The 16092-nt window shown below is 63.4% G+C and carries 17 protein-coding genes; 11 read left to right on the forward strand and 6 right to left on the reverse strand.

What is annotated here, in order from left to right; all coding sequences use genetic code 11:
- Positions 1 to 34: 34 nt before the first annotated feature.
- Positions 35 to 691: a transcriptional repressor LexA gene (lexA, locus tag AC1DQR_RS08795; RefSeq protein WP_006163593.1), complete on the reverse strand. Its 657-nt coding sequence runs from the start codon at positions 689 to 691 to the stop codon at positions 35 to 37.
- A 228-nt stretch (positions 692 to 919) separates the two neighbouring features.
- On the opposite strand from lexA, the gene AC1DQR_RS08800 reads away from it, so the two are divergent.
- The 8 genes from AC1DQR_RS08800 to AC1DQR_RS08835 all read left to right on the forward strand — a co-directional run bounded on the left by AC1DQR_RS08800 (position 920) and on the right by AC1DQR_RS08835 (position 7044).
- Entirely contained in the window at positions 920 to 1918 is a 999-nt protein-coding gene (locus AC1DQR_RS08800; RefSeq protein ID WP_477132881.1) for an asparaginase, read from the forward strand.
- 101 nt (positions 1919 to 2019) lie between these two features.
- A complete protein-coding gene (gene rpsF / locus AC1DQR_RS08805) occupies positions 2020 to 2394 on the forward strand; it encodes a 30S ribosomal protein S6 (protein WP_006163598.1) in 375 nt (124 codons plus the stop codon).
- A gap of 74 nt (positions 2395 to 2468) precedes the next feature.
- Positions 2469 to 2768, forward strand: coding sequence for a primosomal replication protein N (priB, locus tag AC1DQR_RS08810; protein WP_043352030.1), 300 nt, complete (start codon positions 2469 to 2471; stop codon positions 2766 to 2768).
- Between the two features lie 3 nt (positions 2769 to 2771).
- Positions 2772 to 3050, forward strand: coding sequence for a 30S ribosomal protein S18 (rpsR, locus tag AC1DQR_RS08815; protein ID WP_006163606.1), 279 nt, complete (start codon positions 2772 to 2774; stop codon positions 3048 to 3050).
- 31 nt (positions 3051 to 3081) lie between these two features.
- Positions 3082 to 3534 (forward strand): 50S ribosomal protein L9, encoded by a 453-nt coding sequence (rplI, locus tag AC1DQR_RS08820; protein WP_150983655.1) that lies wholly within the window; start codon positions 3082 to 3084, stop codon positions 3532 to 3534.
- Positions 3535 to 3790: 256 nt separating this feature from the next.
- A complete protein-coding gene (locus AC1DQR_RS08825) occupies positions 3791 to 5182 on the forward strand; it encodes a replicative DNA helicase (RefSeq protein ID WP_043347242.1) in 1392 nt (463 codons plus the stop codon).
- Between the two features lie 211 nt (positions 5183 to 5393).
- Positions 5394 to 6020 carry a DUF47 domain-containing protein gene (locus AC1DQR_RS08830; RefSeq protein WP_477132882.1) on the forward strand — a complete coding sequence of 209 codons (627 nt, stop codon included), beginning with the start codon at positions 5394 to 5396 and terminating at the stop codon, positions 6018 to 6020.
- Positions 6021 to 6033: 13 nt separating this feature from the next.
- A complete protein-coding gene (locus AC1DQR_RS08835) occupies positions 6034 to 7044 on the forward strand; it encodes an inorganic phosphate transporter (protein WP_416048916.1) in 1011 nt (336 codons plus the stop codon).
- Positions 7045 to 7137: 93 nt separating this feature from the next.
- Here the strand turns inward: AC1DQR_RS08835 and AC1DQR_RS08840 are convergent, their stop codons facing one another.
- From AC1DQR_RS08840 to AC1DQR_RS08860, 5 genes are all read right to left on the reverse strand, one after another.
- Complete coding sequence (locus tag AC1DQR_RS08840; protein ID WP_416048915.1) at positions 7138 to 7815, reverse strand: C40 family peptidase; 678 nt, start codon at positions 7813 to 7815, stop codon at positions 7138 to 7140.
- A gap of 74 nt (positions 7816 to 7889) precedes the next feature.
- A complete protein-coding gene (locus AC1DQR_RS08845; RefSeq protein ID WP_416048914.1) occupies positions 7890 to 8312 on the reverse strand; it encodes a hypothetical protein in 423 nt (140 codons plus the stop codon).
- A gap of 209 nt (positions 8313 to 8521) precedes the next feature.
- Positions 8522 to 10243 (reverse strand): PhoH family protein, encoded by a 1722-nt coding sequence (locus AC1DQR_RS08850; RefSeq protein WP_043347227.1) that lies wholly within the window; start codon positions 10241 to 10243, stop codon positions 8522 to 8524.
- Positions 10244 to 10614: 371 nt separating this feature from the next.
- Complete coding sequence (locus tag AC1DQR_RS08855) at positions 10615 to 11079, reverse strand: peroxiredoxin (RefSeq protein WP_150983651.1); 465 nt, start codon at positions 11077 to 11079, stop codon at positions 10615 to 10617.
- Between the two features lie 144 nt (positions 11080 to 11223).
- Positions 11224 to 11604 (reverse strand): Mth938-like domain-containing protein, encoded by a 381-nt coding sequence (locus AC1DQR_RS08860; protein WP_043347222.1) that lies wholly within the window; start codon positions 11602 to 11604, stop codon positions 11224 to 11226.
- Positions 11605 to 11922: 318 nt separating this feature from the next.
- Here AC1DQR_RS08860 and AC1DQR_RS08865 point away from each other — a divergent pair, with 318 nt between their 5' ends.
- Genes AC1DQR_RS08865 through thrC form a run of 3 tightly spaced genes read left to right on the forward strand, consistent with a single transcriptional unit; the run spans position 11923 to position 15977 of the window.
- Positions 11923 to 13155 carry a pyridoxal phosphate-dependent aminotransferase gene (locus AC1DQR_RS08865; RefSeq protein WP_174427399.1) on the forward strand — a complete coding sequence of 411 codons (1233 nt, stop codon included), beginning with the start codon at positions 11923 to 11925 and terminating at the stop codon, positions 13153 to 13155.
- Positions 13156 to 13209: 54 nt separating this feature from the next.
- The gene (locus AC1DQR_RS08870) at positions 13210 to 14520 is read left to right on the forward strand and encodes a homoserine dehydrogenase (protein WP_416048913.1); all 1311 of its coding nucleotides are present in this window, start codon (positions 13210 to 13212) and stop codon (positions 14518 to 14520) included.
- 8 nt (positions 14521 to 14528) lie between these two features.
- On the forward strand, positions 14529 to 15977 hold the full coding sequence (gene thrC / locus AC1DQR_RS08875) for a threonine synthase (RefSeq protein WP_477132883.1): 1449 nt from the start codon (positions 14529 to 14531) through the stop codon (positions 15975 to 15977).
- The last annotated feature ends 115 nt before the right edge of the window (positions 15978 to 16092 follow it).

Below are 16092 nucleotides of genomic sequence, written 5' to 3' on the forward strand. Positions count from 1 at the left end.
CTTGTACGGGGTTCACCCGCCTCAGCCGCACTCGTCAGAAGGCGCCGGGGCGGATGAGGCCGACAGCGATGCCTTCTAGTGAGAACTCTTCGCGGCCGGCTTGCACGATGATGCTGGGGAAGTCGGGGTTTTCGGCGATCAGCTCGATGGTGTCGCCGCGGCGGTTGAGGCGTTTGACGGTGACGTCGTCGCCCAGGCGGGCGACAACGATCTTGCCGTTGGCGGCTTCGCTGGCGCGCTTGACGGCGAGCAGGTCGCCATCGAGGATGCCGGCGTCGCGCATGCTGAGGCCACGCACCCGGAGGAGGTAATCGGGCTGCACGTCGAACACCGAGGCGTCGACCTGGTATTGGCGATCGATGTGTTCGGCGGCGAGGATCGGGCTGCCGGCTGCGACGCGCCCGACCAGTGGCAGGGTTAGCTGCATGACGCCGGCCATAGGCAGGGAGAACTGGTCGGGTAGCTCGGAGTCGCTGCGGGAAACTTTGAGGCGGATGCCGCGGGAGGCGCCCGGAGTGAGCTCGATCACGCCTTTGCGGGCCAGGGCACGTAAGTGTTCCTCGGCTGCATTGGGTGAGGAGAAGCCGAACTTGGCGGCGATCTCCGCGCGCGTGGGCGGGAAGCCCGTGTGCTGGAGGCTGCTGCGGATCAAGTCGAAAATCTGCTGCTGTCGCGGTGTCAGGGTCGCCATGGTCGCCGGTATTTAAAAGCACTGTATGTTTAAACAGTATGCTGTGATTTTATACAGTATCGAGTGAAGTGCAAGCGGAATTTTTGGGAGTTTGCGCATTGACAGGTGCGTCCTACGGGTCTTGGCGCGTGCCGTGACGAGCGGGCAGAGGGTTACAATTCCGCGGCACCTAGAGCGTCTCGCGCTGCTTGCTGCTCAACTTTTCTGGCTCCCGACCAATTTTCCGCCATGTCTCTCCTGCCTCGTGTCGTCGTGCTCGCTACTGGCGGCACCATTGCCGGTTCTTCTTCCAACCCAGCTAGCAGCGCGAAGTACCAGGCGGCGACGGTGCCGGTGACGGCGCTGCTCGATGCGGTGCCGGCGCTGGGCACGGTGGCGCGGATCGAAGCCGAGCAGGTTGCGCAGATAGATAGCAAGGACATGTCGTTCGCGCTCTGGTCCAGGCTGGTGGAGCGCGTGGCGTTCTGGTCCGCGCAGCCCGATGTGTCGGGCATTGTCATTACGCACGGCACCGATACCCTGGAAGAGACGGCCATGCTGCTGCACCTGGCTTGCGTGGGTAGGGTGCCAGTTGTGCTGACGGCTGCGATGCGGCCGTCGACCTCGTTGTCGGCGGATGGCCCGTTGAACCTGCTGGATGCGGTGCGCGTAGCGGCGGATGCTGGCGCGACGGCGAAGGGCGTGCTGCTGGTGATGAATCAGGAGATCCATGCAGGGCGCGATGTGATGAAGGCGCACACATCGGCGGTGAATGCGTTCGTGTCGCCGGTATCTGGGCCGATTGGTTTTGTTCAGGACAACCTCGTGCGCTTTGTGCGTACCCCCAGCCGCTTGCCGGTCAAGGCCTGGCCGGTCCCTTGCGCATGGCCGCAAGTCGAGGTCGTGGCTAGCTATGCGGAGCCGGGCCGGATCGTGGTGGATGCCTTGGCGCAGGCGGGCGTGGCGGGCCTGGTCGTGGCGGCCGCTGGCAACGGGTCCGTCCACCAGTCGCTGGTGGAGGCGCTAACTGATGCTGCTGGCGCGGGCGTGGCAGTGGTGCGCAGTTCGCGCACAGGAGCGGGGCATGTGGCGATTCCTGCGCCTCCCCGGCCGGCGTCGGGCGTTTTTGTTTCGGCCGGCGACCTCAATCCCTATAAGGCGCGCGTACTCCTGGCGCTGGCTCTGGCTGCGGAGCCAGGACTGGCAGAGGATCCGGCTGCGCTGCAGGCACTTTTCACCGAAAACTGAGGCGGCTTGCTCCCGATAGCAAAAGCACGCTATACTTTAAGGCTATTCAACCTTGCTGCACCGGACATGGCGCTCGGGCAGCTTATCCAAAAGGAGCGTCAATGCGTCATTACGAAATCGTATTTATCGTCCATCCGGACCAGAGCGAACAAGTCCCGGCCATGATCGAGCGTTACAAGACGCTGGTCACATCCCAGGAAGGCCAGATCCACCGCGTGGAAGACTGGGGTCGCCGTCAGATGGCCTACATGATCCAGAAGCTGGCCAAGGCTCACTACGTTTGCCTGAACATCGAATGCGGCAAGGAAACCCTGGCTGAACTCGAACACGCGTTCAAGTTCAACGATGCAGTGCTGCGCCACCTCATCGTTCAGACCAAGAAGGCTGAAACCGCACCGTCCCCGATGATGAAGGAAGTGCAGCGCGAAGAAGCTCGCAAGGCCGCGCAACAGACCAGCGAAGTCCAGGCCGCCTAAGTGCGGACTGTTGTGGTTGCCGCCGGCGTTGATCGCCGCGGCGGCAAGTGCGGGCATCGGTGCGGGAGAGTGCGTTGAACCAGTTAAGGCTCTGCGCAACGCTCGCGGAACGCGATGCCTTGCGTTACACCCCGGCCGGGGTCCCCGTGGTCAACTGCATCTTGCAGTACGCGGGCGAGACGGTCGAGGCGCAAACGCCCAGGCAGGTGGAGTTCGCCATCGCCGCCATGGGAATTGGTCAGATCGGCCAGCGGCTTGAGCGTACCCCGCTCGGCGCGATGCTCGACTGCGAAGGATTCCTGGCCCGCAGGCACCGCAACAGCAAGGCTCTCGTCTTTCACATCACTGGATGTAAAGCATTCGAAAAGGATTGAATCATGGCATTCGTCAAACGTGACAACAAGAACAAGAAGCGCTTCCAACAGCAAAACCCGCTGTTCAAGCGCAAGCGCTTCTGCCGCTTCACCGTGGCTGGCGTGGAACAGATCGACTACAAGGATCTGGACACCCTGAAGGATTTCATCGGCGACAACGGCAAGATCACGCCGGCCCGCCTGACCGGCACCAAGGCRCACTATCAGCGTCAGCTCGACACGGCCATCAAGCGCGCGCGTTTCCTCGCGCTGATGCCCTACACCGACCTGCACAAGAACTGATCGGCCCTAGGTCCGTTAAGGAGAAAACACGATGCAAATTATTCTGCTTGAAAAAGTCATCAACCTGGGCAACCTGGGTGACATCGTTCGCGTGAAGGACGGCTACGCCCGTAACTTCCTGATCCCGAACAAGAAGGCCCGCCGCGCTACCCAGACCGCTATCAGCGAGTTCGAAGTCAAGCGCGCTGAACTGGAAAAGGCAGCCGCTGAAAAGCTGGCAGCGTCGCAAGCCGAAGGCGAAAAGCTGAATGGCCTGACCGTGCAGATCACCCAGAAGTCGGGTGTGGACGGCCGCCTGTTCGGTTCGGTGACCAACGCCGACATCGCTGAAGCCCTGGCTGGCCAAGGCTTCAAGGTCGAGAAGGCGCAAGTGCGCCTGCCGAATGGTCCGCTGAAGGTTGTTGGCGACCACCCGGTCAGCGTCTCGCTGCACACCGACGTGCTGGTCGACGTGACGGTTTCCGTCCTGGGCGAACACGCCTAAGCATCGGCCTTGCTGCCGGTTCCCAATTGTCCTTCGGGATGGTGGGAGCCGGATGCCAGCGCCGCTTGCTTGACCAAACAAAAAGGCAGGAGCATCGCGCTCCTGCCTTTTTGTTTGGCCGCGCCCCTAGCTTGCCTGATTGGCCGATTGCTACAGGGCGGGGCCGGTTGTCCCGCCGTCACACGGCAGGATGCCCCAACAGCCGGCTGCGAATTCTCCGCCGGCTCGCTGGCGCCGACCGTTATAATCCCCCCCTATGAACGCGCCTGTCGCAGACCCCCAACTAGACAATCTCAAGGTACCGCCGCATTCCATCGAGGCCGAGCAATCGGTGCTGGGTGGCCTGCTGCTGGACAATGCCGCCTGGGACCGTATCGCCGACTTCCTGAACGAAGCCGATTTCTATCGCTTCGATCACCGGATGATCTTCCAGAGCATCTCCCGGTTGATCGCCGCCACCAAGCCGGCCGACGTCATCACCGTCTACGAGTCGCTGCAAGGCGCAGGCAAGGCGGAAGAGGTGGGCGGCCTGGCCTATCTGAATTCCCTGGCGCAGAACACGCCTAGCGCGGCCAATATCCGCCGCTATGCGGAGATCGTGCGCGAGCGCTCGGTGCTGCGCAAGCTGGTGACCGTGGCCGACGATATCGCTACCGCGGCTTTCGCCCCCAAAGGGCGCGAGGTGCGGGAGCTGCTCGACGAGGCGGAATCCAAGGTGTTCGCCATCGCCGAGGAAGGCTCGCGCGGGCAGAAGGGATTCCAGGAAATCCAGCCACTGCTGACCCAGGTGGTCGAGCGCATCGACGAGCTGTACCACCGTGACTCGAGCACCGATGTCACCGGCGTGCCTACTGGTTTTATCGACCTGGACCGCATGACCAGTGGCATGCAGGCCGGCGACCTGATCATCGTGGCGGGGCGCCCCTCCATGGGTAAGACCGCTTTCTCGCTGAATATCGGCGAGCACGTGGCGGTGGAGCAGGGCCTGCCGGTGGCCGTGTTCTCCATGGAAATGGCGGGCACGCAGCTGGCCATGCGTATGCTGGGCTCGGTCGGCCGGCTTGATCAGCACCGCCTGCGTACCGGCCGCCTGCTTGACGAAGACTGGCCGCGGCTCACGCACGCCATCCAGCGCATGAACGATGCGCAATTGTTCATCGACGAAACGCCAGCACTGAGCTCGATGGAGTTGCGCGCCCGTTCGCGCCGGCTGGCGCGCCAGTGCGGCCAGCTCGGACTGATTGTCATCGACTACCTGCAGCTGATGTCGGGCTCGGGCGGCGGGGAAAACCGCGCCACCGAAATCTCGGAAATCTCGCGCTCGCTCAAGGGCCTGGCCAAGGAACTCAACTGCCCGGTGATTGCACTGTCGCAGCTGAACCGAAGCTTGGAACAGCGCCCGAACAAGCGCCCGGTGATGTCGGACTTGCGTGAATCCGGCGCAATCGAGCAGGATGCCGACGTGATTCTGTTTATTTACCGCGACGAGGTCTACAACCCCGATTCGCAGGACAAGGGCACGTCCGAGATCATCATCGGCAAGCAGCGTAATGGCCCAATCGGCACCGTGCGGCTGACGTTCCTGGGGCAGTTCACCAAGTTCGACAACTTCAGCGGTGGCCCCGCCTTCTTCGACAACGACAACTGAAGCCAGTCTTGGCGCGGCTTGCCGGGCATCGTGGCTCGGTGGCCACAGTCGATCGCGCCTGCCGCGTGTCAAAGTCCCCCGGCATCGCCGCACAAACCTGTAAAATATTGCGTTTTGATGACAGCCGCCCTCGGGCGGCTGTCGTTTAATGCGTATCCGCCTGATTCAGTAACTACCCGCGGCGCCCCCGCGCTTCGACAAGGAACATTCCATGTTCGGCCGATTCATGCCCACTGAGGGCAAGTTCTTCGAATACTTCAACCAGCATGCCGATTGCGCGGTGACCGCCGCCCGCGAGCTGGAAGTGCTGGTCAACGACCTGCCCAATGCCGAGGCCCACGCTCGCCGCGTGCAAGCCACGGAAAAGAAAGCCGATCGCATCACGCATGACACGATTGACCTGCTGCACAAGACCTTCATCACGCCGCTGGACCGCGATGAGATCCACAAGCTCATCACCACCATGGACGACATCCTCGACCTGATGGAAGACGTGGCGGAAACCATCTCGCTGTACGACGTGACCAGCCTGACCGATGAGGCGCGCAAGCTGGCCTCCATCTGCGTGCAGTGTTGCGACCAGGTCAAGATCGCGGTCGGCCTGCTCGAGGACATGAGCAACGCGGGCGCTATCCTGAAGACGGCGCAGCAGATCGACCAGCTCGAGTCCGAGGCTGATCGCGTGATGCGCGCCGCCATGTCCAAGCTGTTCCGCGACGAAACGGACGTCAAGCGCCTGATCAAGCTGAAGGCGATCTACGAGCAGCTCGAAACCATTACCGACAAGTGCGAGGACGTCRCCAACATTCTCGAAGGCATCGTCCTGGAAAACGCCTGAGGCACGAATCGGCATGCAAACAATACAAATGAGCCTGTGGGTCATTGGCCTGCTGGTGGCTCTCGCCCTGCTGTTCGATTTCATGAACGGCTTTCACGATGCCGCCAACTCGATTGCCACGGTGGTGTCGACGGGCGTGCTCAAGCCGCACCACGCGGTGGCCATGGCGGCCATGTGCAATGTGGTGGCGATTTTCATCTTCCACCTGAAGGTGGCGGCAACCGTCGGCACTGGCACGATCGACGTCAACATCGTCGATCACTACGTGATTTTCGGTGCCCTGATGGGTGCCATTGCCTGGAACCTGATCACCTGGTACTACGGCATTCCCTCGTCGTCCTCGCACGCGCTGATCGGTGGCTTGGTTGGGGCTGCGGTGGCCAAGAGCGGCACCAGCGCACTGGTGGGCGGCGGTCTTCTCAAGACCGTGGCTTTTATCGTCATTTCGCCGCTGCTGGGCTTCCTGCTTGGCTCGCTGATGATGGTGATCGTGGCCTGGACATTCTTCCGTACGCCGCCGTCGCGGGTCGATCGCTGGTTCCGCAGGCTGCAGCTGGTCTCGGCATCGCTGTACAGCCTGGGCCATGGCGGCAATGACGCGCAGAAGACCATCGGCATCATCTGGATGTTGCTGATCGCCAGCGGCCACGTGGCGCAGGGCGGTGCGGAGCCGCCGATCTGGGTCATCGTTTCCTGTTACGTGGCGATCGGCATGGGCACCATGTTTGGCGGCTGGCGCATCGTGCGCACCATGGGCCAGAAGATCACCAAGCTCAAGCCGGTAGGCGGCTTCTGTGCGGAGACGGGCGGCGCGATCACGCTGTTCATCGCTTCGGCGCTGGGCGTGCCGGTGTCGACCACCCATACCATCACCGGCGCCATCGTCGGCGTGGGCTCGGTGCAGAAGATGTCGGCGGTGCGCTGGGGCGTGGCCGGCAACATCGTCTGGGCCTGGGTGCTGACGATTCCCGCATCCGCCTTCATGGCCGCTATCGCATGGTGGATTGGCCGGCAGATCCTCTAAGCCTCCGGGCCATCGGATACTCGCTCGACGAACAAACAAAAAGCCAGGCGCATTGCCTGGCTTTTTGTTTGTCGGGAAGGCCGGAGCCGATGGCTATCGATTGGCGAACGCGGCAATCGGATCGTCATCCACGGGGGCCGGGGGCGCAACGGAAGGCGGCGGTGGGGCTGGTGCGGCCGGGGGCGCGACCGATGCCGGCGCCTGGTTGATTCCCGATGCAACCCGCCGCGCGCCGTTGTACCGGGAGGCCCAGTACGACTTGGTCATGTCTTCGAGCCGCACCGTGCCGCCGGTGGATGGCGCGTGGACAAAGCGGTTCTGCCCGACATAGATGCCGACATGCGAATTGGCCCGGCCGGTGGTATTGAAGAAAACCAGGTCGCCCGAGGCCACCTGGCTGCGCTCCAGCGAGACGCCGCGGTCGCCCATGGCTTCGGTGGTGCGTGGCAGGTTGACGTTGGCGGCGCGCAGCACCACATAGCGGACCAGGCCGCTGCAGTCGAAGCCCGAGTCAGGCGTATTGCCGCCGTAGCGATAGGGCGTGCCAACCAGCGACATCGCCTGGATGGAGACTTCTTCCAGCCCGGCGCTGGGATCCACCATGGGGGTGCCTGCCGGCCTCGGCTGGGTGCTATAGCGCCCAGGCGGCGTTGAAGCGCAGGCGGCGAGCAGCAATGCCGCCGCGCAAAGCAGGGGCAGGCGGGCAGTGCGGAAGGCGTGGGCCACGCTGGGCACATGTCTTCCGGCAGGGGCTATCTGGCGCAGAGGCATCCTTCTTGGTCCGATCCCGGGCCAGGAGCCGTGGCGTGAGGGTGCAGCCCGGCGAGGGTGCCTCCGCTGGCGCCTTACCAGCGCAATTGCGCGTTGTAGGTGCCCGTACTCACGTTGACCGACTTGGCCTGTCCCTTATAAGTCGCTTCGATATTGTAGCTGCCTTGCGGGGCCTTGATCAGGCACTTGGGCCCGGAAGCGGTAAAGCTGGCCACTTCGTGGCCTTCACGCGTCATCTTGACGGCCACGTCGGCGAGGAATTCGCCGCGCTCACCCTGGGTGAACAGCAGGCCCATGTTGAAGTTCTTTTGCTGCGCGGCCAGTTGCTGTTGTTCGTCCGCGGCAATGCCGCCGCAGACGTAGCTGACGGGTCCCATGGTGCGGATTACCATTTCGTCAGCGGCGCGCGCGGGACCCGCAAGCAACGAGGCCGCGGCAATTGCGACGCTGCTTGCCAGCGCGAGCCGCAGCGGTGTGTGGTGCAGGTGGTTGTCCATCAATGTCTCCATCGATCCAACAAGCCGGGAGGGGCAAAAAAAGCGCCCGCCAAGCGCCGGCACGCGRGRTGCCGAAATGGCGGGCGCTCCGGATGCYTTGATGCTAGGCCACGCCGGCAGGCAAWKCTGCCGGKCGYGGTCCTACAAGGCATCCGATGGTGCCAGAGGTTGCGAAAGCTCAGTCTTCAGCGATGATGCGCCCCCGCCCCTTAGAGGACATCCGCGGCATGGTCGGCCAGGCGCGAGCGTTCACCGCGCGCCAGCGTCACATGGCCACTGTGGCTCCAGCCCTTGAACCGGTCGACCACGTAGGTAAGGCCGGACGATCCTTCGGTCAGGTAAGGCGTGTCGATCTGCGCGATGTTGCCCAGGCAGATGATCTTGGTGCCGGGGCCGGCACGCGTTACCAGCGTCTTCATCTGCTTGGGCGTCAGGTTCTGGGCCTCGTCGATGATGACGAACTTGTTGACGAAGGTGCGTCCGCGCATGAAGTTCATGCTCTTGACCTTGATGCGCGAGCGGATCAATTCCTGGGTAGCCGCGCGACCCCACTCGCCGGCGCTGTCGTCGCTCTTTTGCAGCACTTCCAGGTTGTCGTCGAAGGCGCCCATCCAGGGCTGCATCTTTTCTTCCTCGGTGCCCGGCAGGAAGCCGATGTCCTCGCCGACCGGCACGGTGGCGCGGGTGACGATGATTTCGTTGTAGAGCTTCTGGTCGAGCACCTGCTCCAGGCCCGCGGCAAGCGCCAGCAGGGTCTTGCCTGTACCGGCCTGGCCCAGCAGGGTGACGAAGTCGATCTCCGGATGCATCAGTAAGTTGAGCGCGAAGTTCTGCTCGCGGTTGCGGGCGGTCACGCTCCACACATTGTTCTTGTGGTGCGTGTAGTCCTTGAGCGTTTGCAGCAGCGCGGTCTTGCCGTTGATCTCCTTGACCTGGGCGTACAGCGGCAGGCTACCGTCGCTGGGCTCCAGGAAGACAAACTGGTTGACCAGGAAAGAGGGCACCAGCGGGCCCGTCAGGCGATAGAACATCGCGCCGGACTTCGGGTCCTGCCAGCTTTCCACCCCCTTGCCATGCTTGGCCCAGAAGTCGTTGGGCAGCAGCATCACGCCCGAGTACAGCAGGTCCTTGTCCTCGAGGACCTGGTCGTTGAAGTAATCCTCGGCGGGCAGGCCGAGCGCGCGCGCCTTGATGCGCATGTTGATGTCTTTCGACACCAGCACGACCTGGCGCTCCGGGAACTGCTGCTGCAGGGCGCTGACCACGCCCAGGATCTGGTTGTCCGCCTTGCCCTGCGGCAGGCCGTCGGGCAGCTTAATCTCATTGAGCTTGGTTTGCAGGAACAGCTTGCCCTGCGCGTCGCGGTTGCCCAGCTTGGCGAGCGGCAAGCCGTCGTCGAGCACGCCGTCGGTGCCGCCCACCAGCGCATCGAGGGTGCGGCTGACGGTGCGGGCGTTGCGCGCGACTTCGCTCATGCCCTTCTTGTGGTTGTCCAGCTCCTCGAGCGTCATCATCGGCAGATAGACGTCGTGCTCTTCGAAGCGGAACAGCGAGGACGGGTCGTGCATCAGCACATTGGTGTCCAACACGAACAGCTTGCTGGGGCCGGTGTGTTTTTGCATGCGACGGTTGGTCGTGCCGGGGGCCTTGGCGGGAGCCTTGGGCACGGCGGCCAGCGACGGCACGGACTTCAGCGCGGACGGCGGCGCATCCTTGGTGCGCGCTCGCGTCGAACCGCTGGCGCTGGCCACCACGGCCGGCGCATTTTCCGCTTTGCTAGTTCCGGTTTCCAGCAAGGCCACACGCTCCAGCGCCGGCACAGGTTTCTTACCCTGCGACGCTGATTTGGCCTTAGTCAGCTTGGTCACCGGGGCGAATTCGCTCGGGTCAAGCAATTGGGCAGGCTTGGCGGGCATGGTCGGCAGCGGCATGCTAGGCTTTCCTTTCAGGGGGAGAAGACGGCTGGAAAACGGCGCAGGACACTGGCGCGGCCGCATGGCGCCGCGTACTTGGGGATCGTGTCCTGTGCGTACAAAACACACAAACAAAAAAGCCGCCAACCTGGGTAGCAGGTTTGGCGGCTTTTTTTCGGACCGGAGACACGGCAGGTCCGCTACCGGCCTGTGGCAGGGTGCGCCTGGGCCGGGACGATGAAGCAGCGTGGCATCCGGATCTTGAACTCATTAAAGGTCAATGTATCCGAAGGTTTTCTCTTTTGCAATCGCTTGCCGAGAGGACTTTTGAAGGTGTTGCTGCGCCGCATTAAAGCGCCGGGCCGAATCACCGTGGATCAAGCCCTGGATCAGAGCCCGCGCACGATTTCCAGCACCTCGTCGACGTGGTTGGGCACCTTGATGCCGCGCAGCGCATGACGCAGGATGCCCTTGCCGTCGATGATGAAGGTGCTGCGCTCGATGCCGCGCACTTCCTTGCCATACATTTTCTTCATCTTGATGACATCGAACAGATGGCACACGGCTTCATCGCCATCGGAGATCAACTCGAAAGGCAGTTCCAGCTTGGCCTTGAAGTTCTCGTGTGACTTCAGGCTGTCGCGCGAGATGCCGAAGACCACCGTGCCTGCCTTGACGAAGTCGTCATGCTGGTCACGGAAGTTCATGGCTTCGGTGGTGCAGCCCGGGGTGTTGTCCTTGGGATAGAAATACAGGACGACGGTCTTGCCACGCTGGGCGGCAAGGCTGAACGTGCCGCCGGTGGCGGGCGCGCTGAAATCGGGTACGGGCTGGCTGAGACTGGCTGTTGTCATTCTTATGGCTCCTGGGAGGGACAGGAAGGGGGGGCTGCGTGAGTGCGGCCACCATGGTGGCGGCAGATGGGGGCGGGGCGGCTAACTTCAAGCGTGGCGTGTGCCTAACTTGCGAGAACCGGCCACCCGAGCCGCCGGGCGGGCTCAGGCAGGCTCCTCCAGCAGCAGGATGGCCGCCACCTTGCGGCCTTCAGCCATCAGGATGTTGTATGTGCGGCAGGCGGCCTGCAGATCCATGGCGTCCACCCCAACATGCAGGCGCGCCAGTGAGGCGGTCAGCCGGGGATGCGGGAAGCGCAGGCGGCTGCCGGTCCCCAGCAGCACCACCTCGGGCGAGTGCGCCAGCAGGCCCTCGAAGTGCGCGGGTTCCAGGTCTTCGAAGCGTTGCACCGGCCAGGGCTGGATCTCGCCTTCGGGCATGACCAGCACGGATTGGGTGTGGCGCACCATATTGATTTCGATATAGCCCGGGCCGTACGACGTTACCGTATTGAGGGCATTGGGCTGGTCAGCGTGGAGTTTCAAGGGCGAACCTTATCTGGCGCTGCCCTTCGCGGCGCGCGCGGCGACTTGGCCGGGGCAGCGCAGGGCGGGTTGAGAGCATTTTGGGGCAGGCGGGCCGGGAGGCTTTGCCGCGGCCCCGTGGTACCGGCGGCGTACGCTGCAATGCAAGAATCCCTGCCGAAGTCTGTCATAATCCGATAAATTATAGCTTTTGCCTCCCTGCCTGCCACGTTTTGCGTTGCAACGCAGCGCACAGGCTACCCGGGCCGCTCCATTTCCACCCAGATTCCCTAGATAGCCGCCGCTACCCGGCGGCGCTTGCCTCCTGCCAACATCGCCGTGAAACCGATCCAGAAATCCAACAAGCTCAACAATGTTTGCTATGACATCCGCGGCCCGGTGCTGGAGAAGGCCAAGCAGATGGAAGAGGAAGGCCATAAGATCATCAAGCTGAACATCGGCAACCTGGCCGTCTTCGGCTTCGATGCGCCGGAAGAGATCCAGCAGGACATGATGCGCAACCTGCCCAATTCGGCTGGCTACTCGGACTCCAAGGGCATCTTCGCCGCGCGCAAGGCGATCATGCACTACACGCAGCAGAAGAATATCGAGGGCGTCGGGCTGGACGACATCTACGTCGGCAACGGTGCCTCCGAGCTGATCGTGATGTCCATGAATGCGCTGCTCAACAGCGGCGACGAAGTGCTGGTCCCGGCGCCGGACTATCCGTTGTGGACCGCGGCGGTGAGCCTGTCGGGCGGCACCCCGGTGCACTATGTGTGCGACGAGGCCAACGAGTGGATGCCCGACCTGGACGATATCCGCGCCAAGATCACGCCGAATACCAAGGCTATCGTCGTCATCAACCCGAACAACCCCACCGGTGCGTTGTATTCGGACGAGTTGCTCAAGTCCATCGTGGCGATCGCGCGCGAACACGGCCTGATCATCTTTGCTGACGAGATCTACGACAAGGTGCTGTACGACGGCCATAGCCACACGTCCATCGCCGCGTTGTCGACCGATGTGCTGACCGTGACCTTCAACGGCCTGTCCAAGAACTACCGCTCGTGCGGCTACCGCGCCGGCTGGATGGTGGTGTCGGGGGACAAGCGGCCCGCGCTGGACTATATCGAGGGGCTGAACATGCTGTCCTCGATGCGCCTGTGCGCCAACGTGCCGGCTCAGTGGGCCATCCAGACCGCGCTGGGCGGCTACCAGAGCATCAACGACCTGGTGGGCGAAGGCGGGCGCCTGCGCCGCCAGCGCGATCTTGCCCATGAGCTGATCACGCAGATCCCGGGTGTCACCTGCGTCAAGCCCAAGGCCGCGCTGTACCTGTTCCCCAAGCTCGACCTGTCGATGTACCCGATCCAGGACGACCAGGAGTTCATTTATGAGCTGCTGCAGGAGTCCAAGGTGCTGCTGGTGCAGGGCACTGGCTTCAACTGGGGCAAGCCCGACCATTTCCGTATCGTGTTCCTGCCCCACGAGGAAGACCTGCGCGAGGCCATCAGCCGCGTCGGGCGCTTCCTCGAGACCTACCGCAAACGCCACGGCCGCGCGGCCTGAACCGGCACGCTTGCGGCGCAATCCATTTTTCAGCAACTCAGAGTCAGATCGTCCATGAATCCCATCAAAGTAGGCCTGCTTGGCATCGGTACCGTCGGTAGCGGCACGTTCAATGTGCTGCAACGTAACCAGGAAGAAATCCGCCGCCGCGCCGGGCGCGGCATCGAGATTGCCATGGTGGCCGACCTCAACACCGAACGCGCCCGCGAGCTGACCGGTGGGCTGGTCGAGGTGGTGGCGGACGCCAATGAGGTCGTCACCCGCCCCGAGATCGACATCGTGATCGAGCTGATCGGCGGCTACGGTATCGCCCGCGAGCTGGTGCTCAAGGCCATCGAGAACGGCAAGCACGTGGTCACCGCCAACAAGGCGCTGCTGGCCGTGCATGGCAACGAGATCTTTGAAGCCGCGCGCAAGAAGGGCGTGATCGTCGCCTTCGAAGCCGCGGTAGCCGGTGGCATCCCCATCATCAAGGCGCTGCGCGAAGGCCTGACCGCCAACCGCATCGAGTGGATCGCCGGCATCATCAACGGCACCACCAACTTCATCTTGTCGGAAATGCGCGACAAGGGCCTGGACTTCGACACCGTGCTCAAGCAAGCGCAAGCGCTGGGCTATGCCGAGGCCGATCCCACCTTCGACATCGAAGGCATCGACGCCGCGCACAAGATCACGTTGATGAGCTCGATCGCGTTTGGCATGCCGGTGCAGTTCGACAAGGCCTACGTGGAAGGCATCACCAAGCTGTCGGCCGTGGATATCCGCTACGCGGAAGAACTGGGCTACCGTATCAAGCTGCTGGGCCTCACGCGCCGCCGCGAAAACGGCATCGAGCTGCGCGTGCATCCGACGCTGGTGCCGGCCAAGCGCCTGATCGCCAACGTGGAAGGTGCCATGAACGCCGTGCTGGTGCAAGGCGACGCCGTGGGCGCCACGCTGTACTACGGCAAGGGTGCCGGCGCCGAGCCGACCGCTTCGGCCGTGATCGCCGACCTGGTCGACGTGACCCGCCTGCACACTGCCGACCCCGAGCACCGCGTGCCGCACCTGGCTTTCCAGCCGGACGAACTGTCCAGCGTGCCGGTGCTGCCGATCGAGGAAGTCACCAGCTCGTACTACCTGCGCATGCGCGTGGCGGACGAGACCGGCGTGCTGGCCGACATCACCCGCATCCTGGCTGACGCCGGCATCTCCATCGATGCCATGCTGCAGAAAGAGTCGCGTGAAGGCGAGCCGCAGACCGACATCATCATGCTCTCGCACCTCACCCTCGAGAAGCAGGTCAACGCCGCCATCGCCAAGATCGAGGCGCTGCCGACCGTGCTGTCCGCCGTCACGCGCCTGCGCATGGAAGAACTGAACTGAACGCACCGATGAAATACCAGTCGACGCGCGGCCATGAGATGCCGCAAACCTTCTCCGACATCCTGCTGGGCGGCCTGGCGCCGGACGGCGGCCTGTACCTGCCCCGGGAGTACCCGCAGGTCACGGCCGACGAGCTGGAAGCCTGGCGCAAGCTGTCGTACGCCGATCTTGCCTTTGAAGTCCTGTCCCGCTTTTGCGACGACATCCCGGCCGAGGACCTGCGCGCCCTGACGCGCAAGACCTACACCGCCGAGGTGTACTGCAACGCCCGCCCTGGCGACAACACCGCCGACATCACCCCGCTGCGCACGCTGGGCGAAGAGGGCGGCACGCAGCTGCAGCTGCTGGGCCTGTCCAACGGCCCCACGCTGGCCTTCAAGGACATGGCCATGCAGCTGCTCGGCAACCTGTTCGAGTACGCGCTCGCGCGTGCCGGACAGGAGCTGAACATCCTGGGCGCTACCTCCGGCGATACCGGCAGTGCGGCGGAATACGCCATGCGGGGCAAGCGCGGCATCCGCGTGTTCATGCTAAGCCCGCACCGCAAGATGAGCGCGTTCCAGACCGCGCAGATGTTCAGCCTGCAGGACCCGAACATCTTCAACCTGGCGGTGGAAGGGGTGTTCGACGACTGCCAGGACATCGTCAAGGCGGTCTCCAACGACCTCGGCTACAAGGCTCGCCAGAAGATCGGCACGGTCAACTCGATCAACTGGGCACGCGTGGTGGCCCAGGTGGTGTACTACTTCAAGGGCTGGCTGCTGGCTACCGACGGCCCGGGCCAGAAGGTCTCGTTCTGCGTGCCGTCGGGCAATTTCGGCAACGTCTGCGCCGGCCATATCGCGCGCATGATGGGCCTGCCGATCGACAAGCTGGTGGTKGCCACCAACGAGAACGACGTGCTCGACGAGTTCTTCCGCACCGGYACCTACCGCGTGCGCAAGTCTGCCGAGACGTATCACACCTCCAGCCCGAGCATGGACATCTCGAAGGCGTCGAACTTCGAGCGCTTTGTCTTCGACCTGCTGGGCCGCGATGGCGACAAGCTGGCCAAGATGTTCCGCGAAGACGTCGACACCAAGGGCGGCTTTGACCTGTCCGGCACGCCGGAATTCGAGCGCATCCGCGCCTTCGGCTTTGTCTCGGGCCGCAGCACGCACGAAGATCGCCTCGCCACCATCCGCGACCTGTCCGAGCGCTACGGCATCACCATCGACACCCACACCGCCGATGGCATCAAGGTCGCGCGCGAGCATCTCACGCCCGGCGTGCCGATGCTGGTGCTGGAGACCGCGCTGCCGGCCAAGTTTGCCGACACCATCCGCGAGGCGCTTGGCCATGAGCCGGAGCGTCCGGCAGCCTTCGAAGGCATCGAAAACCTGCCGCAGCGCTTCGAGGTGATGCCGGCGGATGCCGACCGGATCAAGGCTTACATCGCCGGCCACACCGGCCTGTAAGCTCCGGCCGCTGCCGGCGGTGTTCCTGCCGGCAGCGCGCCAACTCGCTACAATCAGACTTGCCGAGCAGAAATCGCACGGCCCTCGCATTGCTCCGGATGTATCGGGAGCGGTA

Source organism: Cupriavidus sp. 05L411 (assembly GCF_056398045.1).